The sequence below is a fragment of the Variovorax sp. Soil_C_33 genome, assembly GCF_057656935.1.
In genome coordinates, this window is sequence record NZ_JBDGJK010000011.1 from 147253 (window position 1) to 167691 (window position 20439).

Consider the following 20439-nt stretch of genomic DNA (forward strand, 5'->3'; position numbering starts at 1 on the left):
CTTTGTGCGGGTTATTCAGGATTCGCCGGTCCGCTTGTCGGACAAAGATCGCGTCCTCCCAGCCCTTGCCCCCGCATGGAGGAAAAGTTGGCGATCGAGGCCCCCGCAAGCACCGGCGTGTTTCAGCGTCTGAGTGTCGAGCCCGCCTACAAGGCGGTGTCGATCGCGATCGAGCGCGCCATCCTGGACGGCAGCCTGCCGCCCGGCTCGGCGCTGCCGACCGAGCAGGAACTGGCCGAGCGCTTCGGCGTGCACCGCTCCACGGTGCGCGAGGCCATCCGCCAGGTCGAGCAGGAAGGCCTGCTGCAACGCCGCGAAGGACGGCGGCTGTTCGTCTACCTCCCCGGCGTGCAGGACCTGGCGCCGCGCGCCACCCGCCTGCTGCTGTTGCAGCAGACCACCTTCCAGGAACTCTGGGAACTGGCGATGTCGCTGGAGCCGCTGGCCGCGCGGCTGGCCGCCCTGCGTGCCGAGCCGCAGGACCTGTACCAGTTGAAGGACAACCTCGCCGCCGGCGACAAGGCGCGCGACCTGGCGGCGCAGGTGCGGCTGGACGTCGAATTCCATGCGCTCGTCGGCCGCGCCAGCCACAACCGCGCGCTGATGCTGGCGCGCGAGCCGGTCGGGCTGCTCTACAGCCCGACGCTGCTGCGCATCTTCAGCCACCTGCCGCAGGCCGAGACGCGCAACCGGGCCGCGCACCACCGCATCGTCGACGCCCTGATGCGGCGCGACGCCGACGCCTCGGCCGAATGGACGCACAAGCACATGGTCGATTTTCAACGCGGCTTCGCGATGGCCGGCCTGGACATGGCCACGCCGATTGCGGCGCCGCCCCCCGCGCCAAGACATCAACAGGAGACATGACATGACCCGACGCATCGAAGTGAAGCGCTATCTGCATCGTGCTGCGGCGCTGGCCGCGCTGGCCACGGGAATGGCCGGCGCCCATGCGCAGGAGACATTCAAGGTCGGCATCGTCAGCTTCCTGTCGGGCCAGGCGGCCGAAAGCTTCGGCATCCCCGCAGTCAATGGCGCCAAGGTGCTTGTCGATGCATTCAACAAGGGCGCGGCACCGGCGCCCTACAACAAGACCGGCTTCGGCGGCATGAAGATCGAGGCGGTGTACGTCGACGAGAACGGCGGCGCCACCAAGCAGGTGCAGGAACTGCGCAATCTCTACGACCGCGAGAAGGTCGATGCGGTGGTCGGCTACGTCAGCTCCGGCGACTGCCTCGCGGTGGCGCCCGCGGCCGAGGAGATGAAGAAGTTCCTGATCCTCTACGACTGCGGCACGCCGCGCATCTTCGAGGACAACAAGTTCTCGTACGTCTTTCGCACCGCCTCGCACGGGGCGATGGACAACGTGGCGCTCGCGCGCTATCTGAAGGCGCGCAACGTGAAGGCCGACAGCTTCAACATGATCAACCAGGACTACGCCTGGGGCCAGGACTCGAAGAAGGACTTCACCTGGTCGATGGAGAAGCTCTTTCCCAACGCCAAGCTGGGCGAAGACCAGTTGCCCAAGTTCGGCGCCGGCCAGTACGGCACCGAGATCTCGGCATTGATGGCCAAGCCGGCCGATGTCACGCATTCCAGCCTGTGGGGCGGCGACCTGCAGGCCTTCGTGCTGCAGGCCGGCCCGCGCGGACTCTTCAAGCGCACGCAAGTCGTGCTGTCGGCGGCCGACCATGTGCTGCCGGGCCTGGGCGAGAAGATGCCCGACGGCACGATCCTCGGCGCGCGCGGCGCCTACGGCCTGATGTCGCCGAAGTCGGCGCTCAACGACTGGTGGTGGGATCTCTACTCCAAGGCCTACAACACCTATCCGGTGCAGGCTCCGTACCGCATGGCGCAGTCGCTGATGGGGCTGAAGCTGGCGGTCGAGAAAGCGATGGCCGCGAACGGCGGCAAGAAGCCCAGCCACGAGCAGCTCGCCGCGGCGCTCAAGGGGCTGGAGTGGGACTCGCCCGCGGGCCGCATCCGCATGGCGCTGGGCGATGGCCACCAGGCCATGCAGGACACGGCGATCGGCAAGACGCGCTACGACGCCGCCAAGAAGATGGTGGTGCTGGACGACATCCTTCGCTTCCCGGCGGAGTGCGTCAATCCGCCGGCGAACATGAAGGCCGAGGAGTGGATCAAGGCCGGCTTTCCGGGCGCCAAGGGCTGCCCCTGAGGCCCGGCGGCTCCCATGAGCGCTCTCGTCACGATCCTGATCGACGGCCTGACTTACGCGTCGTGGCTGTTCATCGTCGCCCTGGGGCTCACGCTCGTGTTCGGCGTGCTCAAGATCCTCAACATCGCGCACGGCAGCTTCTATGCGCTCGGCGCCTATGCCGCGGCCAGCTTCGTGGGCTGGGGCGCCAGCCTGAAATGGGCGCCCGCGCTCTCGCTCGTGGCCATGCTGCTGGCCGCAGTGGCCGTGGCTGTGGTGCTGGCGCCGCTGACCGAACGCGGCCTGCTGCGCTTCTTCTATGGCCGCGACGAGGTGCTGCTGGTCTTGGTGACCTACGCGATGTTCCTGATCATGGAGGACCTCACCAAGCTGATCTGGGGCACCAATCCGTACTACGTGTCGGAGCCCTACGGCCTGTTCGGCAACCTCGACATCGGCATCCAGAGCTGGGTGGGCTACGACTTCGCGCTGGTGGCGCTGGCGGTGGTGGTCGGCGGCGCGGTGTGGTGGGGCCTGAACCGCACGCGCCAGGGCAAGATCGTGCTGGCGGTGATCCACAGCGCCGAGGTGGCGTCGAGCATGGGCGTCAACGTGTCGCGCGTCTACATGATCGCGTTCACGGCCGGCATCTTCCTGGCGGCGCTCGGCGGGGCCTTCACGGCGCCGATGATCTCGGTGCAACCTGGCGTCTCGGTGGGCGTGATCATCGTGTCCTTCGCGGTGGTCATCATCGGCGGCCTCGGCAGCATCGAGGGCGCGGCGGTCGGCGCGCTGATCGTCGGGCTGGCGCGCTCCTTCGCGGTGCACCTGGCGCCGGTGGCCGAGCTGTTCTCCATCTACATCGTGATGGCGGTGGTGCTGATGTTCCGGCCCGAGGGCCTGTTCCAGCGCACCCAGGCGCGCAAGATCTGACGCCATGGCAGCAGCGATCCTGAGACCGTCCGCCACGGCGCTTCCGCGCCGGGCCGCGACCCGGCGCCGGCGCAGCGTCGCGCTGGGGCTGGGCGCCTTCGCCGTGCTCGCCCTCGCGGGCTGGTTCAGTCCGCGCTGGCTCACCTTCCTGGTCACCATGGCCGCAGCCAACGGGCTGGTGTCGCTCGGCATCGTCGGCCTGATGCGCGGCGGCGTGGTGCCTTTCGGCCAGGGCATGCTCTTCGCCGCCGGCGGCTATACGGCGGCCCTCATCTACAACAGGCTGGGTTTCACCGATGCGCTGGGCCTGGCGCTGGCGGGCGGGGTGGCGGCGGCGCTGCTCGCCGCGCCCTTCGCGCCGCTCCTCTCACGCTACCGCGGCATCTTCTTCGCGATGCTGACGCTGGCGCTGTCGATGGTGGCCTACGGCCTCCTCATGAAGCTGGACATGCTGGGCGGCTCGGACGGATTCAACCTCGGGCGGCCCACGCTGCTCGGCAAGAAGCTGCCCGACGCGCACGCGGGCTACATCCTCTACCTGCTCACGATCGGCGTCGCGACGGCGATGGCGGTGCTGGCGCGGGTGTACTTCGACAGCACGCGCGGGCTGGTGACGCTGGCGGTTCGCGACAACGAGCTGCGCGTCGAATACCTGGGCGGCTCCGTGCGCCAGGCGATGACCATCAACTTCATCCTGGCGGCCTTCTGCGGCGGCCTGGGCGGCGCGCTGGCCGTGATGTCGCTCGGCCACATCGAGCCGCACTTCAGCTTCTGGACCACCTCGGGCGAGTTCGTCTTCGTCGCCATCCTGGCCGGCTGGCAGAGCGTGGCCGCGGTGTTCCTGGCCAGCACCGTGCTGGAAGTGGTGCGCTCCTTCTCCAGTGCCTACTTTCCCAACACCTGGCAACTGGCGCTGGGGCTGTTCCTGCTGTTCGTGATCCGCTTCCTGCCGCGCGGCATCGGCTCGCTGTGGATGAAGAGGGGCGAAGGATGAGCGCCGCCCGGCCTGCCGAAGGTGGTACGCCAATGACCGCGGTGCTCGAGGCGCACGGCGTCAACAAGCGCTTCGATGCGGTGGTGGCGGCGGCCGACATCCACATCAGCGTCGCCGCCGGCGAGCGTGTCAGCCTGATCGGCAGCAACGGCGCGGGCAAGACCACCTTCGTCAACATGATCACCGGCTATCTGAAGCCCGACGAAGGCCGCATCACGCTGGAGGGCCGCGACATCACCCCGCTGGCACCGCGCGCCATCACGCGGCTGGGCGTGGCGCGCTCGTTCCAGATTCCGCAGCTCTACGCCGAGCTGACGGTGCTGGACAACATGCTGGTGGCCAACGCCTGCCACGACCACCGGCGCCTGAGCTTCTGGCAGCCGGCGCGGCGCAGCGAGGCGCTCGAGCGCGCGGAGGCGCTGCTCGAGCGCTTCCGGCTCACCGAACACCGTGAGCGCCGCGTGGCCGAGCTGCCGGGCGGCGTGCGCAAGCTGCTGGACATCGCGATGGCGCTGACGGCGGCGCCGAAGCTGCTGCTGCTGGACGAGCCCACCAGCGGGGTCTCGGCCGAGGAGAAGTTCCCGATGATGGAAACCATCATGGCGGCGCTCGGCGAGGAGGCGATGACGGTGCTGTTCGTCGAGCACGACATGGACATCGTCGAACGCTACGCCAGCCGCGTGGTGGCCTTCTACAGCGGCCGCATCATCGCCGACGGCGCGCCGGGCGAGGCGCTCGCCACCGACGAAGTTCGCCGCTACGTGACCGGCGAATTGCTGAAGGAGTAGACGCATGCTGCAGATCGAAGACCTGCATGTCGCGATCCAGTCGGTGGAAGCCCTGCGCGGGCTGTCCCTCACGGTCGGCAACGGCGGCATGGTCGGGCTGGTCGGGCGCAACGGCGCCGGCAAGACCACGCTGATGCGCGCGGTGATGGGCCATCTGAGGCCCTCGCGCGGCCGCATCGTCTTCGACGGGCACGACCTGGCCGCGCTGCCGCCGCACGCGCGCGCCGCTTTGGGCATCGGCTACATGCCGGAAGACCGCGGCCTGGTGCCCGAGCTGACGGTGGAGGAGAACATCCTGGTGCCGGTGTGGGTCAACAAGTCGCTGCACGAGGCCGACCGGCTGGCGCTGGTGTACCGCGTGCTGCCCGAGCTGCAGGAAATGCGCGCGCGCCGCGCGCTGCTGCTGTCAGGCGGGCAGCAGAAGCTGGTGGCGCTGGCACGCGCGCTGGCCGTCGGCACGCGCCTGCTGCTGCTCGACGAGCCCTTCGAAGGGGTGGCGCCGGTGCTGTCGAAGCGCCTGAGCGAAGTGATCGGCGGCCTCAAGGGCAGCGAGATCTCCGTGCTGATCGCGCAGAGCGACCTCAACCACTCGCGCCGCATCGTCGACAGCGAGGTCGTCATCGAGCGCGGCGCCAACCTCGCGAGGGCCGTGGCATGAGCCGCCGGGCCGTTCCCAAGCCGAATACCGCAGCGCACAGCGCGGAGGTTGCGGAATGAACCACTGGCGGGATGTCGCGGTGCCGAAGATGCGCCACGAAGCCCTGTACGGCGACCGCGTCGTGCGCTGCTTCGCCGAGCGCCCGGCCAGCCTGCTTGCCATGTTCGAGCGTGCCCGTGGCGAGCGCGCGCAGCACGATGCGGTGGTCTGCGAAGGCCACCGGTGGAGCTATGCGAAGACGGGCGAGGCCGCCGATCGCCTGGCCGGCGCCTTCGCAGCCCGGGGCATCGCGGCCGGCGAACGGGTGCTGATGCTGATGGGCAACCGGCCCGAGTTCCTGTTCGTGCTGCTGGCCTTGCAGCGCCTCGGCGCCATCGCCGTGCCGGTGGGCGTGCGCGAGCAGCGCCCCGGCCTCGCCTACATCGCGCAGCAGTGCGGCGCCAAGGTGATCGTGTTCGACGACGCGCTGGCAGATCGCCTGCCCGATGACGCGGAGGCACCATCGCTGGCGCTGCGCTTCGCCACATCGGTGCTGGCCCCGATGGCCGACGCGGCGGCGCCGCCACCGCCGGCGGCCGCCGTGCAGGAGACCGATGTCGCAGTGATCCTCTACACCTCTGGCACCACCGGCCATCCCAAGGGCGCGCTGCTCACGCATCTGTCGATCGCGCATTCGGTGCTGCACTTCCAGGCCTGCATGGGCCTCGAGCCCGGGGACCGCTCGGCGCTGGCGGTGCCGGCCAGCCACGTGACCGGACTGATCGCGATCATCGCCGCCATGTGGCAGGTCGGCGGCGCGGTGGTCGTCGTGCCCGAATTCAAGGCCGAGACCTTCGTGCGCCTGCTGGCGAGCGAGCGCGTCAGCCACACGCTGATGGTGCCGGCGATGTACCAGCTGTGCCTGCTCAGCGAGGCCTTCGGGCGCGAGGACCTGTCGGCCTGGCGCATCGGCGGCTACGGCGGCGCGCCGATGCCGGTGGCGACCATCGATGTACTCGGGGAGCGGCTGCCCGGCCTGACGCTGATCAACGCCTACGGCGCCACCGAAACGACGTCGCCTGCGACGATGATCCCGCCGGGCCTGACCCACGCGCATGCCGACTCGGTCGGCGTGGCGCTGCCCGCGGCCGAGATCCGCGTGATGGACGACGAGGGCCGCGAAATGGCGCCCGGCGAAACCGGCGAACTCTGGATCGGCGGCCCGATGGTGGTGCCCGGCTACTGGGCCAACCCGGAGGCCACGGCCGCGTCGTTCACCGCCGGCTTCTGGCACTCGGGCGACCTCGGCGCGATCGATGCGCAGGGCTTCGTGCGCATCTTCGACCGCAAGAAGGACATGCTCAACCGCGGCGGCTTCAAGATCTACTCGGTCGAGGTCGAGAACGTGCTGATGGCCTGGCCGGGCGTCGCCGAGGCGGCGGTGGTCGGCAAGCCCTGCCCGGTGCTGGGCGAACGGGTGCATGCCTTCCTTTATGCGCCCGGCGTCGCCACAGACGACGCTGCGCTGCGACGCCACTGCGCGGAGCGCCTGGCCGACTACAAGGTGCCCGAGAGCTTCACCTGGAGCGCCGAGCCGCTGCCGCGCAATGCCAACGGCAAGCTGATGAAGCGGGTGCTGCGCGCGCAGCTCTGAATTCGTTTCTACAGGGAGTTGTTCAGACACGAGAGGAGAAGAAGCATGAAGTGCATCCGGATGGTTTCGATCGGCGCCGCGGCGCTGGCACTCGGCCTGGCCGCCACGGCGCAGACCTCCTGGTACCCGAGCAAATGGGGCGCGAACGACGAGATCGGCAGCGCCAACTACCTGAGTCCGAAGGTCGCGCTGGAGGCCGCCAAGCTGGTGAAGACCGGCAAGGTCTACTCGCTGGGCATCACGGTGAGCACCACCACGCCGGCATTCCCGCCGCGCACCTGCCAGATCTACATCGTGCAGCCGGGCCAGGTCGGCTCGGCGGAAGGGCTGGGCTCCTCGCACACCACCTACAACGACGACATCCTCAACTGCTGGACCGGCATCGGCACGCAGCTCGACGGTCTGGGCCACATCGGCGTGGGCGACCGCTACTACAACGGCGCGAAGTGGGGCGAGTTCGCCACCATGGGCGGGCTAAAGAAGCTGGGGATCGAGAAGATCCCGCCGATGGTGGCGCGCGGCGTGCTGCTCGACATGGCGGCGCACTACGGCGTGGAGGTGGTCCCGGAGGGGACGGCCTTCAACCGGGCCGAGATCGACGCTGTCGCCAGGAAGCAGGGCGTGGAGATCCGGCAGGGCGACGTGGTGATCTTCCACACCGGCTGGCTCAGCCTGATCGACAAGGACCCGAAGCGCTTCGGCTCGGTGGAGCCGGGTCTGGGCCGCGACGGCGCGCGCTACCTGGTGTCCAAGGGCGTCGTCGCGATCGGCGCGGACACCTGGGCATTGGAAGCCATTCCGTTCGAGAAGGACGGCGACAAGGAAGGCCCCATCTTCGGCGTACACCAGATCCTGCTGCCGATGAGCGGCACCTACATCCTGGAGAACATCAACACCGCCGAACTGGCCAAGGACAAGGCCTACGAGTTCATGTTCGTCCTCGGCCAGAACAAGTACCAGGGCGCGGTGCAGTCGATGATCAACCCGGTGGCAATCCGCTGACCGTGCACGACGCCGGGCAAGGCTGAGACAATCACGGCCACGCGTACCGGGAGGGCGCGTGCTGCTTGGGAGCCGCGTCGGCCTTCAAGGCCCGCACCGCGGGCGCAAGCAGCTATCAAAGTTGTAGCCATCTTGTCCGCCTTGCCATCCACTGCATCGTCCGCCGAGCCTCAGCAGATCCTGCAGGAGGTGTTCGGCTACACGGCTTTCCGCGGCCCTCAGGCGCCGATCGTCGACCACGTGGTGGCCGGCGGCGACGCCCTGGTGCTGATGCCCACGGGCGGCGGCAAGTCGCTGTGCTACCAGATTCCGGCCATCGCGCGCCAGCGCGCGGGTCGCGGCGTGACGGTGGTGGTGTCGCCGCTGATCGCGCTGATGCACGACCAGGTCGGCGCATTGCACGAAGCCGGGGTCGACGCCGCCTTTCTCAATTCGACGCTCGACTGGGAGCAGACGCAGGATGTCGAGCGCCGCATGCTGCGCGGGGAGATCACGCTGCTCTACGCGGCGCCCGAGCGCGTGACGACGCCGCGCTTTCTCTCGCAGCTCGATTCGCTGCAGGAGCGCGGCAAGCTCTCGCTGTTCGCGATCGACGAGGCGCATTGCGTGAGCCAGTGGGGCCACGACTTCCGGCCCGAATACCGCGCGCTGACGGTGCTGCACGAGCGCTATGCCGGCGTGCCGCGCATCGCGCTCACCGCCACCGCCGATGCGCTGACGCGGGCCGACATCGTCGAGCGGCTGCAGCTCGAAGAGGCGCGCCAGTTCGTCTCCAGCTTCGACCGGCCCAACATCCGCTACACCATCGTCGAGAAGAAGGATGCGACCACGCAGCTGTTGCGCTTCATCGAGCGCGAGCACGAGGGCGATGCGGGCGTGGTCTATTGCCAGTCGAGAAAGCGCGTGGAAGACGTGGCCCAGACGCTGCGCGACGCGGGCGCAAACGCCCTGCCCTACCACGCGGGCCTGGACGCCGCCGTGCGCCAGAAGCACCAGGACCAGTTCCTGCGCGACGAAGGCATCGTGATGGTCGCGACCATCGCCTTCGGCATGGGCATCGACAAGCCCGACGTGCGCTTCGTGGCCCACCTCGACATGCCGAAGAACATCGAGGGCTACTACCAGGAGACCGGCCGCGCCGGGCGCGACGGCGCAGCGGCCGATGCCTGGATGGCCTACGGCTTGCAGGACGTGGTGAACCAGCGCCGCATGATCGACGAGAGCCCGGCCGGCGAGGAGTTCAAGCAGGTGATGCGCGGCAAGCTCGATGCGCTGCTCTCGCTGGCCGAAGCCAGCGATTGCCGGCGCGTGCGGCTCCTGGGCTACTTCGGCGAGAAGAGCACGCCCTGCGGCAACTGCGACAACTGCGTCAACCCGCCTCAGGTGTGGGACGGCACGGACGCGGCACGCAAGCTGCTGTCCACCATCTACCGCGTGCAGCAGCAAAGCGGCATCAGCTTCGGCGCCGGCCACATCATGGACATCCTGCGCGGCAAGACGACCGAGAAGGTCACGCAGTTCGGCCACGGCTCGCTCAGCACCTTCGGCATCGGCAGCGAGTTCAGCGAGGCGCAGCTGCGCGGCGTGCTGCGCCAGCTGATCGCGACCGGCGCGCTGGCGGTCGATGCGCAGGCCTACAACACGCTGCAGCTGACCGAGGGCTCGCGCGCGGTGCTCAAGGGCGAGACGCAGGTGCTGCTGCGCGAGTCGGTGTCGTCGCCGGCCGAGCGCAAGCCGCGGCGCGAGAAGACCGCGCGCGGCGCGCCCTCGCCGGCCGCGGCCACGCTCGACGCCGCGGGCCAGGCGCGCTTCGCCGCGCTGAAGGGCTGGCGCGCCGAGGTCGCGCGCGAGCACAACCTGCCGGCCTACGTGATCTTCCACGACGCCACGCTCGCCGCCATCGCCGAGCGCGCGCCGGCCACGCTCGAAGACCTGCAGGGCATCAGCGGAATCGGCAGCAAGAAGCTCGAGGCCTACGGGTCGGACGTGCTGCGCGTCTGCGCGGCGTTTTAGGGCCTGCAAGCCCTACGGCCGCACCAGGAGCCGGCTTTCGCGCGCCGGCGAGCGCACCAGGTAAGGCTGGCCGGCAGCCTCGGCCTTGCGCAGCGCCATCTCTTCCTTGCTCGACGAAACCGGCGCCGGACAGGCGCCGCCGCTGCGCAACGCGAGCGCGGCCGCGAGCCGCGCCTCCGCCGGATCGCCGAGCGCATGGCCGAAGTCGTCGGCGACCGCGCAGGCGGGCGCGAAGCCGTCGCTGTAGTCGCCGAAGCCCTGCTGGTTCACGCCCTGGAACTGGATCGCGAAGTAGGTCGTGCCGCAGTTGTCCTGGGGAAAGAAGCCGTAGGGCTTGCCGCAGGTGGTGCCGCCGACCAGGGTCACGGTGACGCCGATGCCGCGCAGGCTGTTGACCACCGATTCGCTGGCCGAGCAGGTGTCGGGGCCGGCCAGCACGGTGACGCGCGACAGGCCCAGCCGCGGCAAGGCCTGGCCCGCCGGCACCGAGAAGCCGCGCGAAGTCGCATGGAAAGGCAGGGTGGCCTGCGAAGCTGCCAGGTTGAACGGATTCTTGTTGTTGAACTGCAGGCGCTCGAACACGGCACCGGTGGTCGCCGCGCCCGAGCTGACCATGGAGGCCAGCTCGCTGGCGATGTCGAGCAGGCCGCCGCCGTTGTAGCGCATGTCGATCACCAGGTCGGCGATGCCGTCGCTCTTGAGCTGGTTCACGGCGGCGACCAGCGGCGCTTCGGCCGTCGCGAGGTGGTCGTTGAAGAGCAGGTAGCCGACCGGGCCGCTGGCCGTGGCGATGGTCTTCACGTTCTGCACCGGCGCGCGGGTGATGCGCGCCGCGGTCAGCATCAGGGTGCGTTCGCTGCCGTCGGGCGCACGCAGCTTGAAGTTGTGCGCCTCGCCTTCGCGCGCCGGCGCGAGGCCGGCATTGAGCGTGGCGGTGTCGGTGCCGCTCGCGACGTCGACGCCGTCGATCTCGAGCAGCTGGGTCCCGCGCACGATCGCCGCCTGTGCCGCGGGCGAGCCGGGCTCGGTATAGGCCACGCGCACGTCGCGCGGCGGCGAGGCGCTCAGAAAAGCCAGCTCGGCGCCGTAGCCCACGCCGACGCCGTTCTGCGACAAGGCGCGGTAGGCGGCAGTGTCCTGGGTGAAGTGGAAACGGTCCTTGGCGCGACCGGCCGCAGTGAGCTTGGGCGTCTTGAGCACGCTGAAGTAGGCGATCGGCGTGGCGTAGTCACTGGCGGCCAGCGTGGTCGGCACCTCGTCGAACCAGAGGTAGGTTTCGTCGATCCATCCGCGCACCCAGCGCTTCTCGGCGGCGAGCGTGCCGGGCTGGTCAGGGAAGGCGGCGCCGGTGTCGGGATCGATGCCGGTGCGCGGGGCCGCGCACTGGCCGGCGACGCTGGAGGACGCGACGATGGGCTCGTCGCTCGAAGACGCAGGCGTCGATGCAAGCGGGAGGCCGCCACCACCACCTCCTCCGCCACCTCCGCAGGCCGTCAGCGCGGCGGCCGCGAGCATGGCCAGCGCTGCGCGCACGGGCAGTACACCCCTCATGAAACTCTCCCTCGCGCGCCGGTGCCCGGCGCCAATTGCATTGGTCTTGATTATTGGACGAAGCCGATGCCGCGCGATTCGCGCACTTCGGGCTTGATCCGGTGCTCGGCATCGAGCTGGTCGAGAAACTCGGTGGCCGAAAACTCGACCGCGAGGATATCCGTCTGGCGCTTCACGGCCGCGAAATCGCCCGGGCAGAGCTGCGGCAGCCGGGCCAGGCGCCGCGTGATCTCGCTCGTCATGCGCGTCGCGTCGCCGCCCAGCGCCTCGGTGACGAACATGCGCTCGCGCTGCTCGGAAGTCAGCGGCATGAACTTGATCTTGAAGGTGAAGCGGCGCAGCGCCGCCTGGTCGATCCGGTCGAGCAGGTTGGTGGTGCAGACGAAGATGCCGTCGAAGCGCTCCATGCCCTGCAGCATCTCGTTGACCTCGGTCACTTCGTAGGTGCGCTGCGCGCCGCGGCGGTCCTGCAGGAAGCTGTCGGCCTCGTCGAGCAGCAGGATCGCCTTCTCGGCTTCGGCCTCCTTGAACATGGCCGCCATGTTCTGCTCGGTCTCGCCGACGTACTTGCTCATCAGGTCGCTGGCCTGCTTGATGATCAGCGGCCGGCCGATGGCCTTGGCGATGTGTTCGGCCAGCGCCGTCTTGCCGGTGCCCGGTGCGCCGTAGAAGCACAGCGTGCCGTGGCCGCGCGCCTTGAGCGCCTCGACGATGCGCGGGATCTCGAAGCGGGTCTCGACATTGAGCATGCCGAGGTCGTAGGTGGTCACGCTGCGGCGCGCGCCGAGGCCGTCCGGCGTGCCCAGGGCCAGATCGGCATTGCGCAGCTGCCGCTCGATCAGGCTTTCGACCGACGCGCCTTCTGTCATGGCCAGGCCGGCGAAGCGCACCGCGGTGCGGATCTGCGCCGGCGTCAGGCCCTTGCGGCCGGCCAGCTTGGCGGTGAAGGCCTCGGACACCGAAACCCCCTCGAGCGTCTTGCGCACCAGCTGCTCGCGCGCGCCGGGCGGCGGCGACTTGAGCTCGAGGTGGTAGGCGAAGCGGCGCCGGAAGGCCGGGTCGATCTGCTCGATGCGGTTGGTCACCCACAGCGTGGGCACCGCATTCGATTCGAGGATCTGGTTGACCCAGGCCTTGCCGCTCACGCTGCCGCTGGTCGGGGCGGGCACTTGCTCGGCGCGTGCCATGAGCTGGGCGGCCTCGGTGCTGATCGGCGGGAACACGTCTTCGACCTCGTCGAACAGGAGCGCCGCCTGCGCGCTGCCCTTGAGGAACACCTGCGCGATCTGCAGCGAACGGTAGCGGTCGCGCCCCGACAGCGAATTGCCGTCGCGATCGGCGTACTCGACTTCGAAGAGCTCGAGCCCGGCGGCCTGCGCGGCCACCTTGGCGAGCTCGGTCTTGCCGGTGCCGGGCGGGCCGTAGAGCAGCACGTTGACGCCCGGCTCCTTGCGCGCCACCGCGGCGCACAGCAGGGTGATCAGCATCTGCGCATCGTCCTGGACGAAGGCGAAGTCCTGCACCGTCAGCGCACTCTTGGCGGAGGGCCGCGTGAACACCGCCATCAGCTCGTTGTGGTCGCGGTATTCGCGCATCAGCACCGGCGGCAGCTTCTCGCTGACCTTCATCAGGTCGGCCAGGTCGGTGATGTTGTGCTCGGAAATCAGGTTCTCGACCAGGCCGATGCGCTCGAGCCGGGAGCCCGCGCGCAGCGCCTCGCCCACGTCGGTTGCATTGACGCCGGCCACCTCGGCGATCGCGGCGTAGGCCTCGGGCGCGTTGTTGACCTTGAACTCGACCAAAAGCGAACGCAGGTCGCGCTGGTAGCGCGCCAGCGTGCCGTAGAGCAGCAGCGCGCGCTCGGCCTTGTTGAGCTGCAGCAAGCCGGCGAGCGCGTCAATGTTCTTCTCGACCAGGGTCGACTGCTTGCGCAGCGCATGCGTGAGCCAGTCGCGCGTGACCGAGAGCACGGAGAGCAGGTCCTTCGGCTGGTCCTTGGCGTATTCGTCGAGATAGAAGAACAGCGTGCCTTCTTCATACGGGCCGCGCCAGACGCCGTGGCGCTCGAGCAGCGTGCGGCCGTCGAAGTTCTCGATGCCCTTCCAGATCTCGTTGCCCGCACAGCGCCGCCCGAGGAATTCGCGCAGGCGCAAGAGCACCGGCGCGGGCCAGACCAGGTGCCGGCCGGTGAGCGAAAGAAGGCCGTTGAGATCGCGCCGCACGTTGAAGCGCGGCCCCTGCTTGGCTGCCAGCGTGAGCACGAAGTGCGAGCACATGAGCTCGAGCACCGGCGCTTCCTTGAGCCCGGGCGACGGCAATGCGTGCCCGCGCGAAGCAGCCGCCACCACGTCGACCCCGGAACGCTTGACCATCGAACAACCTCACGCTAGGAGAATGAGAACCTGAGCGCGACCATAGCGCAGAGTTTTGGCTTGGGGAAGACTCGGGAACGGTAAAAACCCTGATGTTGCGAATCCGTCCACAATGCCGCCCATGCTTGGAATCGAAGACATCGAACGCGCCGCCGTGCGCCTGCGCGGGCAGGTGCTCGACACGCCCTGCGTGGAATCGCGCACCCTGTCCGAAATCGTCGGCGCGCAGGTGTTCCTCAAGTTCGAGAACCTGCAGTTCACGTCGTCGTTCAAGGAACGCGGCGCTTGCAACAAGCTCGTCGATCTTTCGCTGGCCGGCACCCACGGCGTGATCGCCATGTCGGCTGGCAACCACGCCCAGGGCGTGGCCTATCACGCGCAGCGCCTCGGCCTCAGGGCGCTGATCGTGATGCCGCGCTTCACGCCGGGCGTGAAGATCGAGCGCACGCGCGGCTTCGGCGCCGAGATCGAACTGCACGGCGACACCCTGGACGCGGCGCGCGCCCATGCGCTGGCGCTCGCCGAGCGCGAGGGCCTGGCCTTCGTCCATCCCTATGACGACGAAGCGATCATCGCCGGCCAGGGCACGGTGGCGCTCGAGATGCTCGATGCGGTGCCCGAGCTCGACGCGCTGGTGGTCTCGGTCGGCGGCGGCGGCCTGATCGCAGGCATGGCGCTCGCGGCGCGGGCGCGCAAGCCGGGCATCGAGATCGTCGGCGTCCAGACCCGGCGCTTTCCGGCGATGGTCAATGCGGTCCAGGGGACGCAGCACGCCCAGGGCACAAGCACGATCGCCGAGGGCATCGCCGTGGGCACGCCCGGCGTGCTGACGCGCGAGATCATCGCCTCCCAGGTCGACGACCTGCTGCTGGTCGACGAGGGCGACATCGAACAGGCCGTGCTGATGCTGCTCGAAATCGAGAAAACGCTGGTCGAAGGCGCCGGCGCCGCCGGGCTGGCCGCGCTGATCCGGCATCCGGAGCGCTTCAAGGGCAAGCGGGTGGGGCTGGTGCTGTCGGGCGGCAACATCGACCCGTTGCTCCTGGCCGCGATCATCGAGCGCGGCATGGTCCGGGCCGGCCGGCTCGCGCGCGTGCGCGTCAGCGCACGCGACGTGCCGGGCTCCCTGGCCCAGATCACAGCCACTGTGGCGGAAGCGGGCGCCAACGTCGATGAGGTGCACCACCAGCGCGCCTTCACCATGCTGGCGGCGCAGAACGTCGACATCGAGCTGGTGCTGCAGACCCGCGGACGCGCGCACCTGTCGGCCGTGCTCGATGCGCTGAGGGGTGCCGGCTTCGAAGCGGAAGAGCAACGCTGAGAGCTCTGGCAAGCCCTAGATGGCCATCCGCGGGCCAGTCGGTAAAATGGCCTCAGTTTTGCGAACCCGAGGAACAACAATGTCCACCCCAACGCCTGTCGAACCCGGCCAAGACGCCGTCGTCGAAGCCGACGCCGTCGAATCGATCGTTCATCTGATGCCCCTGGTCCTGCCGGTGGCCGGCGGCGTGCTGATGCTGCTGTTGGCATCCATCGCCGTCTACATGGCCTGACATCCGGCTGCGGCGCCGGCGTACACCGCGCGCCGCGCCGCCATTCGAGGATGCGGGGCCCTCGCCAGGCGCCATCGATCCTCGCCTCCCGAGACGGGAAACGTTTTTTCCAACGGACCTCGCCTGTTCAGGCACCGAGCCCCGTTCGGAAAGACGATTTTTCAACTTAGGAGACACTTTGATGAACGCACCTCTCAAGGGTTTGACCGTGCAGGCGCCCTCGTATGTCAGGAATGCGAAGCTGATCGCCTGGGTGGCCGACATGGCCGCGCTGTGCAAGCCCGAGGCCGTTCACTGGTGCGACGGCAGCAGCGAGGAGTACGACCGGCTCTGCCAGCGCCTGGTCGACGCCGGCACCTTCAAGAGGCTCGACCCCGCCAAGCGCCCCAATTCCTTTCTTGCGAGTTCCGACCCGAGCGATGTCGCCCGCGTCGAAGACCGCACCTTCATCTGCTCCGAAAAGAAGGAAGACGCCGGCCCCACCAACAACTGGATGGCGCCGGCCGAAATGCGCGCCACGCTGCAGCCGCTGTTCGACGGCTGCATGAAAGGCCGCACGATGTACGTCGTGCCCTTCAGCATGGGACCGCTGGGCTCGCCGATCGCGCACATCGGCATCGAGCTGTCCGACAGCCCCTACGTCGCGGTCAACATGAAGATCATGACCCGCATGGGCAAGCCGGTGTACGACGTGCTCGGCGCCGACGGCGAATTCGTGCCCTGCGTGCACACCGTGGGCGCGCCGCTGGAACCCGGCCAGAACGACGTGGCCTGGCCCTGCAACAAGACCAAGTACATCGTCCACTACCCCGCCACGCGCGAAATCTGGAGCTACGGCTCGGGCTACGGCGGCAACGCGCTGCTGGGCAAGAAGTGCTTCGCGCTGCGCATTGCCTCGAACATGGGCCGCGACGAGGGCTGGCTCGCGGAGCACATGCTGATCCTCGGCGTGACCAACCCCGAGGGCAGGAAGTACCACGTGGCCGCTGCCTTCCCCAGCGCCTGCGGCAAGACCAACTTCGCGATGCTGATCCCGCCGGCCGGCTTCGAAGGCTGGAAGGTCACGACCATCGGCGACGACATCGCCTGGATCAAGCCGGGCGCTGACGGCAAGTTGCACGCGATCAACCCCGAGGCGGGCTATTTCGGCGTCGCGCCCGGCACCAACATCCAGACCAACCCGAACTGCATGGCCAGCCTCGACCGCGACGTGATCTTCACCAACGTGGCGCTGACCGACGACGGCGACGTCTGGTGGGAAGGCATGACCGACGAGCCCCCGGCCCACGCCATCGACTGGCAGGGCAAGGACTGGACCCCGGCCATTGCCCGCGAGACCGGCGCCAAGGCCGCGCATCCGAACGCCCGTTTCACCGTGGCCGCGACCAACAACCCGGCGCTCGACGACGCCTGGGACGACCCGAAGGGCGTGGCGATCGACGCCTTCATCTTCGGCGGCCGCCGCTCCACCACCGTGCCGCTCGTGACCGAAGCCCGCAACTGGGTCGAAGGCGTCTACATGGCTGCCACGATGGGTTCGGAGACCACCGCCGCGGCCGGCGGCAAGCAGGGCGTGGTGCGACGCGATCCGTTCGCGATGCTGCCCTTCGCCGGCTACAACATGAGCGACTACTTCCAGCACTGGCTGGACCTCGGCAAGAAGCTGGAAGGCCTGGGTGCGCGGCTGCCGAAGATCTACACCACCAACTGGTTCCGCAAGGGCGAGGACGGCAAGTTCGTCTGGCCCGGCTACGGCGAGAACATGCGTGTCCTGAAGTGGATGATCGACCGCATCGAGCGCAAGGCCGAGGGCACCGAGCATGTGTTCGGCGTCAGCCCGCGCTACGAGGATCTCAACTGGGCCGGCCTGGACTTCAGCGCCGAGCAGTTCGACACCGTCACCCACATCGACAAGGCCGCCTGGCAGGCCGAGCTGAAGCTGCATGCGGAGCTGTTCCAGCAACTGGCGCACCACTTGCCGAAGGAACTGTCGGCCACCAAGGCCGCCATCGAGCAGCGCCTGGCCGCCTGATTACCGCACTCGGCCAAAGAAAAAGCCGCCCGAGGGCGGCTTTTTGTTTGGGTCCAGGCGGATCAGTAGTACTGGCCGAGGTTCACGCGGCGCATTGCCTGGTAGAGCGTCGGCGTCGCGGCATCGGCGGAGCGCTTGACGACGACCACCGGCTCGTCGACCGCGTCCGCTTCCTGGCGCGAAGCGATCGCCTGCAGGTCGCGAAGAATGCGCGGATCGTGCTTCGCATAGGCCAGGAATTGTTCGTCGGCGCGGGCCGCCGCACGGCGGTGAGCCGCGGCGCGCATGCTGGACAAGGCACGCACGGCCAGGCTGCGCGCGGTACCGGCGAAGAACGCGATGGCGGCGAAAGCCACGCCCCAGAGCACGAGCCAGGCGACGAGCAGGCCACCGTCGTTCCAGGTCGACATGAGCTTGTCGGCCACCACGAGCAGGGAGGCAACGATGGCGGCGAGCAGCAGCGCTGCCAGCCCGCGGGCACCGTCGAAACTGCGGCGTGCGGCGCGAATGTGGTCGATCACGGCCTCGGCGCGGGCAACGCCCGGGTGAGTGGCCGGTTGGTCTACGTGAACAAAGCTGGTCATGATGAGTCCCTCCAAAAGGACGAAAGGCCGAAGCCGATGGGGTGATATTAGTAGTTTCCCTAATGTTCCACCACTTTATCTTGGTGATGCCTATCATTCATATAGCTGATGGACGTCAACTTTCGCACGCTCGACCTCAACCTGCTCCGCGTCTTCGACGAGGTGATGGCGGAGCGCAACCTCACGCGAGCGGCCCGCAATCTGTCGATCACCCAACCGGCCGTCAGCAATGCGCTGCGCCGCCTGCGCGAAACCCTCGGCGACGAGCTGGTGCGCCGTTCGGGCAGCGGCGTGGAGCCCACGCCGCGCGCCCTGGCGCTGTGGCCGACCGTGCGCGACGCCCTGCGGCAACTGCAGCACACCCTGGCGCCGGGCGAGTTCGACGCCGGCGTTGCCGACACCACCTTCCTGCTGGCCATGGCCGACGCCACGGCGGCCGAGCTGATCCCCGGCCTGGTGCAGATCGTGGAAAGGGAGGCGCCTGCCGTCTCGCTGCGCGTGCTGCCGCTGACCACCCGCGATCCCCGGCGCATGCTGGAGAACGAAGAGGTGGACATGGCGATCGGCTACTTCCCGGCCGTGATCGCCAGCCTGGCGGCACGCGGCCAGTCCGATGCGGCGGTGCCTTTCGAGACCCAGCGGCTCTACGTCGGCGAATACGTCTGCGTGATGCGGCGCGGCCATCCGCTGGCGGATTCCCCGCTGACGCTGGACGATTTCTGCGCCGCGCGTCACCTGCTGGTGAGCTTTTCCGGCCGGCCCTACGGCTTCATCGACCAGACGCTGGGCGCCCTGGGACGCGAACGGCGCATCGTTGTCACGGTCAACCAGTTCTTCACTGCCGGGCGGGTGGTCGCCAACTCGAATCTGCTGACGGTGCTGCCGCGCCACTTCGTCAAGGTCACGGGCATCGACGAGCAGCTGGTTCTGCGCGAACTGCCCTTCGAGCAGCCGCTGGTGCACGTCGATGCGATCTGGCACCGGCGGGCGCAGCACGGCCATGCGCACGAATGGCTGCGGCAGGCGCTGCAGCGCTCCGCCGCCGCGGCCTTTGCAGGCTCAGCGAACGACGCTTAGCCAGGCACTGGCGGCGGCGCGCAGTTCCTGGGCGTGATGGGCATCGATGCCGGCGCTGTGGTCGGCGCTTTCCATCAGGGCGGCCGCCGGACTGGCGGGGACTTCGATGGTGTCGAATCGGAAGAAACGTGCCACTTGGGCAACAAGGCTGAACATGATGATGCACGGCCCGAAGCCGGCGTTGGAGTGGTGATGGAACCAAGATTAAGGGTTTTCCCCAGTATTTCCAGCCCTTCCTCATGCGCGTTATGCATGAGGATATTCGCCTAGACTGGCGCGCCATGAAGCTCCAGTTGCTATCGGATCTGCACCTGGAAGTGCATCCTCAGCTCCAGATCGCACCGGCGCCGGGCGCAGACCTGCTGGTGCTCGCGGGCGATATCGGCTCCTATCAAGCCGGATCGCGCATCATCGAGCCTGATTTTGGGCTGACCCGCTTCTCGCCTCGCCATGGCTGGCCGATGCCGGTGCTTTACGTTCCGGGCAATCACGAATACGACAACGCCGATTTCGACACGGTTCATGCGCGCTTGCGCACGCTCTGCGAGGCGCTCGACATCGGGTGGCTGGAACGCGAAACCCGTGTCATCCAGGGCGTGCGCTTCATCGGTACCACGTTGTGGGCCGACTTCGATGCGCTGGTCGAACCGGCCGACTCCATGACCGAGGCACTCAGGAAACGCGGCAAGGCGATGCGCGCCGCGAACTTCTACCTCGAGAAGGCCGCTACGGTGCGCTCGGGTCTGCCTTTCCTGGCAGATGCACTGAGAGAGCACTCACTGACGTGCCAAGCCTGGCTGCGCAACGCACTCGCGGAACCCTTCGACGGGTCGACCGTCGCCGTCACGCACTTCGCGCCCACGCTGGCGAGCGTCGATCCGCGCTACGGCCTGAGTCCGGGAACGGCAGGTTTCTGTGATTCGCTCGATGCGCTGCTGCCGAGCGCCGACCTGTGGCTGCACGGGCATCTTCACCATGCCTTCGACTACGTGAAGGACGGCTGCCGCGTGGTCGCGAACCCGCTGGGTTACGTGGGCAAGGGCGAGCAGGAAGGCTTCAGGCCCGATCTGCTGATCGAAGTCCCGCGCTGA

The 20439-nt window shown here is 68.4% G+C and carries 18 protein-coding genes; 14 read left to right on the forward strand and 4 right to left on the reverse strand.

The genetic code is table 11. The annotated features are described in order from the left end of the window. Window positions 1-87 precede the first annotated feature (87 nt). The 9 genes from AC3A6B_RS18315 to recQ all read left to right on the forward strand — a co-directional run bounded on the left by AC3A6B_RS18315 (window position 88) and on the right by recQ (window position 10179). The gene (locus AC3A6B_RS18315; protein WP_487838090.1) at window positions 88-867 is read left to right on the forward strand and encodes a FadR/GntR family transcriptional regulator; all 780 of its coding nucleotides are present in this window, start codon (window positions 88-90) and stop codon (window positions 865-867) included. Window position 868: 1 nt separating this feature from the next. Continuing rightward, window positions 869-2179 carry an ABC transporter substrate-binding protein gene (locus AC3A6B_RS18320; protein WP_487838091.1) on the forward strand — a complete coding sequence of 437 codons (1311 nt, stop codon included), beginning with the start codon at window positions 869-871 and terminating at the stop codon, window positions 2177-2179. A gap of 15 nt (window positions 2180-2194) precedes the next feature. Further along, on the forward strand, window positions 2195-3091 hold the full coding sequence (locus AC3A6B_RS18325; RefSeq protein WP_487838092.1) for a branched-chain amino acid ABC transporter permease: 897 nt from the start codon (window positions 2195-2197) through the stop codon (window positions 3089-3091). A gap of 4 nt (window positions 3092-3095) precedes the next feature. Next, on the forward strand, window positions 3096-4085 hold the full coding sequence (locus AC3A6B_RS18330) for a branched-chain amino acid ABC transporter permease (protein WP_487838093.1): 990 nt from the start codon (window positions 3096-3098) through the stop codon (window positions 4083-4085). Window positions 4086-4117: 32 nt separating this feature from the next. Next, the gene (locus AC3A6B_RS18335; protein WP_487838094.1) at window positions 4118-4873 is read left to right on the forward strand and encodes an ABC transporter ATP-binding protein; all 756 of its coding nucleotides are present in this window, start codon (window positions 4118-4120) and stop codon (window positions 4871-4873) included. 4 nt (window positions 4874-4877) lie between these two features. Beyond that, window positions 4878-5531: an ABC transporter ATP-binding protein gene (locus AC3A6B_RS18340; protein ID WP_487838095.1), complete on the forward strand. Its 654-nt coding sequence runs from the start codon at window positions 4878-4880 to the stop codon at window positions 5529-5531. A 55-nt stretch (window positions 5532-5586) separates the two neighbouring features. Continuing rightward, on the forward strand, window positions 5587-7164 hold the full coding sequence (locus tag AC3A6B_RS18345; protein WP_487838096.1) for a class I adenylate-forming enzyme family protein: 1578 nt from the start codon (window positions 5587-5589) through the stop codon (window positions 7162-7164). A gap of 45 nt (window positions 7165-7209) precedes the next feature. Next, a complete protein-coding gene (locus tag AC3A6B_RS18350; protein ID WP_487838097.1) occupies window positions 7210-8166 on the forward strand; it encodes a cyclase family protein in 957 nt (318 codons plus the stop codon). Between the two features lie 132 nt (window positions 8167-8298). Continuing rightward, entirely contained in the window at window positions 8299-10179 is a 1881-nt protein-coding gene (recQ, locus tag AC3A6B_RS18355) for a DNA helicase RecQ (protein ID WP_487838098.1), read from the forward strand. Between the two features lie 12 nt (window positions 10180-10191). Here recQ and AC3A6B_RS18360 read toward each other — a convergent pair whose 3' ends face one another. Continuing rightward, on the reverse strand, window positions 10192-11730 hold the full coding sequence (locus AC3A6B_RS18360) for a S41 family peptidase (protein WP_487838099.1): 1539 nt from the start codon (window positions 11728-11730) through the stop codon (window positions 10192-10194). Between the two features lie 50 nt (window positions 11731-11780). Then, window positions 11781-14102 (reverse strand): ATP-binding protein, encoded by a 2322-nt coding sequence (locus AC3A6B_RS18365; RefSeq protein ID WP_487838100.1) that lies wholly within the window; start codon window positions 14100-14102, stop codon window positions 11781-11783. A 121-nt stretch (window positions 14103-14223) separates the two neighbouring features. Between AC3A6B_RS18365 and AC3A6B_RS18370 the strand changes: the two genes are divergently transcribed. The 3 genes from AC3A6B_RS18370 (at window position 14224) to AC3A6B_RS18380 (ending at window position 17687) form a co-directional block, all read left to right on the forward strand. Next, complete coding sequence (locus AC3A6B_RS18370) at window positions 14224-15423, forward strand: threonine ammonia-lyase (protein ID WP_487838101.1); 1200 nt, start codon at window positions 14224-14226, stop codon at window positions 15421-15423. A gap of 79 nt (window positions 15424-15502) precedes the next feature. Next, a complete protein-coding gene (locus AC3A6B_RS18375) occupies window positions 15503-15655 on the forward strand; it encodes a hypothetical protein (protein ID WP_487838102.1) in 153 nt (50 codons plus the stop codon). A 181-nt stretch (window positions 15656-15836) separates the two neighbouring features. Then, window positions 15837-17687: a phosphoenolpyruvate carboxykinase (GTP) gene (locus AC3A6B_RS18380; RefSeq protein ID WP_487838103.1), complete on the forward strand. Its 1851-nt coding sequence runs from the start codon at window positions 15837-15839 to the stop codon at window positions 17685-17687. Between the two features lie 62 nt (window positions 17688-17749). Here the strand turns inward: AC3A6B_RS18380 and AC3A6B_RS18385 are convergent, their stop codons facing one another. After that, a complete protein-coding gene (locus AC3A6B_RS18385; protein ID WP_487838104.1) occupies window positions 17750-18271 on the reverse strand; it encodes a hypothetical protein in 522 nt (173 codons plus the stop codon). Window positions 18272-18379: 108 nt separating this feature from the next. On the opposite strand from AC3A6B_RS18385, the gene AC3A6B_RS18390 reads away from it, so the two are divergent. Further along, the gene (locus AC3A6B_RS18390) at window positions 18380-19348 is read left to right on the forward strand and encodes a LysR family transcriptional regulator (RefSeq protein WP_487838105.1); all 969 of its coding nucleotides are present in this window, start codon (window positions 18380-18382) and stop codon (window positions 19346-19348) included. Here the strand turns inward: AC3A6B_RS18390 and AC3A6B_RS18395 are convergent. Next, window positions 19331-19504: a hypothetical protein gene (locus AC3A6B_RS18395; RefSeq protein WP_487838106.1), complete on the reverse strand. Its 174-nt coding sequence runs from the start codon at window positions 19502-19504 to the stop codon at window positions 19331-19333. The two genes, AC3A6B_RS18390 and AC3A6B_RS18395, sit on opposite strands and share 18 nt — an antisense overlap. 125 nt (window positions 19505-19629) lie before the next feature. Here AC3A6B_RS18395 and AC3A6B_RS18400 point away from each other — a divergent pair, with 125 nt between their 5' ends. Further along, on the forward strand, window positions 19630-20439 hold the full coding sequence (locus tag AC3A6B_RS18400; RefSeq protein WP_487838107.1) for a metallophosphoesterase: 810 nt from the start codon (window positions 19630-19632) through the stop codon (window positions 20437-20439).

What these genes read in the sequence shown, in the direction of transcription:
- AC3A6B_RS18325 (WP_487838092.1), top strand. Translation starts at nt 2,195, where the DNA reads ATGAGCGCTCTCGTCACGATCCTGATCGACGGCCTGACTTACGCGTCG.
- AC3A6B_RS18345 (WP_487838096.1), top strand. Translation starts at nt 5,587, where the DNA reads ATGAACCACTGGCGGGATGTCGCGGTGCCGAAGATGCGCCACGAAGCC.
- AC3A6B_RS18360 (WP_487838099.1), bottom strand. Translation starts at nt 11,730, where the DNA reads ATGAGGGGTGTACTGCCCGTGCGCGCAGCGCTGGCCATGCTCGCGGCC.
- AC3A6B_RS18380 (WP_487838103.1), top strand. Translation starts at nt 15,837, where the DNA reads ATGAACGCACCTCTCAAGGGTTTGACCGTGCAGGCGCCCTCGTATGTC.
- AC3A6B_RS18365 (WP_487838100.1), bottom strand. Translation starts at nt 14,102, where the DNA reads ATGGTCAAGCGTTCCGGGGTCGACGTGGTGGCGGCTGCTTCGCGCGGG.
- AC3A6B_RS18390 (WP_487838105.1), top strand. Translation starts at nt 18,380, where the DNA reads ATGGACGTCAACTTTCGCACGCTCGACCTCAACCTGCTCCGCGTCTTC.
- AC3A6B_RS18320 (WP_487838091.1), top strand. Translation starts at nt 869, where the DNA reads ATGACCCGACGCATCGAAGTGAAGCGCTATCTGCATCGTGCTGCGGCG.
- AC3A6B_RS18330 (WP_487838093.1), top strand. Translation starts at nt 3,096, where the DNA reads ATGGCAGCAGCGATCCTGAGACCGTCCGCCACGGCGCTTCCGCGCCGG.
- AC3A6B_RS18375 (WP_487838102.1), top strand. Translation starts at nt 15,503, where the DNA reads ATGTCCACCCCAACGCCTGTCGAACCCGGCCAAGACGCCGTCGTCGAA.
- AC3A6B_RS18395 (WP_487838106.1), bottom strand. Translation starts at nt 19,504, where the DNA reads ATGTTCAGCCTTGTTGCCCAAGTGGCACGTTTCTTCCGATTCGACACC.
- AC3A6B_RS18385 (WP_487838104.1), bottom strand. Translation starts at nt 18,271, where the DNA reads ATGACCAGCTTTGTTCACGTAGACCAACCGGCCACTCACCCGGGCGTT.
- AC3A6B_RS18340 (WP_487838095.1), top strand. Translation starts at nt 4,878, where the DNA reads ATGCTGCAGATCGAAGACCTGCATGTCGCGATCCAGTCGGTGGAAGCC.
- AC3A6B_RS18400 (WP_487838107.1), top strand. Translation starts at nt 19,630, where the DNA reads ATGAAGCTCCAGTTGCTATCGGATCTGCACCTGGAAGTGCATCCTCAG.
- AC3A6B_RS18350 (WP_487838097.1), top strand. Translation starts at nt 7,210, where the DNA reads ATGAAGTGCATCCGGATGGTTTCGATCGGCGCCGCGGCGCTGGCACTC.
- AC3A6B_RS18370 (WP_487838101.1), top strand. Translation starts at nt 14,224, where the DNA reads ATGCTTGGAATCGAAGACATCGAACGCGCCGCCGTGCGCCTGCGCGGG.
- AC3A6B_RS18335 (WP_487838094.1), top strand. Translation starts at nt 4,118, where the DNA reads ATGACCGCGGTGCTCGAGGCGCACGGCGTCAACAAGCGCTTCGATGCG.